Genomic DNA, 219 nt, shown 5'->3' with positions numbered 1-219 from the left:
TCCCAGGTCACGCGCTGCTCCGGCGCGGCGGGAAACCCCTGCATCAGGCGCGGTGCGGGTGGCTCGGTCGGTGAAGATTCATTGGCCTCGACATACAGCCTGACGAGTAAAGGGACGGCGTTCTGGCTCATCTCTGTGATCCTGGAAATGACTCTGCGTGAGAGCAGATGCAGGAAAATAATTACGCTTATTAATTATTTTAGTCAATAAAATATTTAA

The 219-nt window shown here is 51.6% G+C and carries 1 protein-coding gene; it reads left to right on the top strand.

Annotated features, from left to right (window positions below):
• Nucleotides 1-210, top strand: a 210-nt coding sequence (locus tag AC0608_RS13960) for a hypothetical protein (protein WP_478289502.1), incomplete at its 5' end; no start/stop codon positions are given.
• Between the last annotated feature and the right edge of the window lie 9 nt (nucleotides 211-219).

The sequence above is a fragment of the Flavobacterium sp. GNP008 genome, from assembly GCF_056428965.1.
Note: the sequence above shows the minus strand (reverse complement) of the source record. Positions and strands in the feature narration are given on the sequence as shown.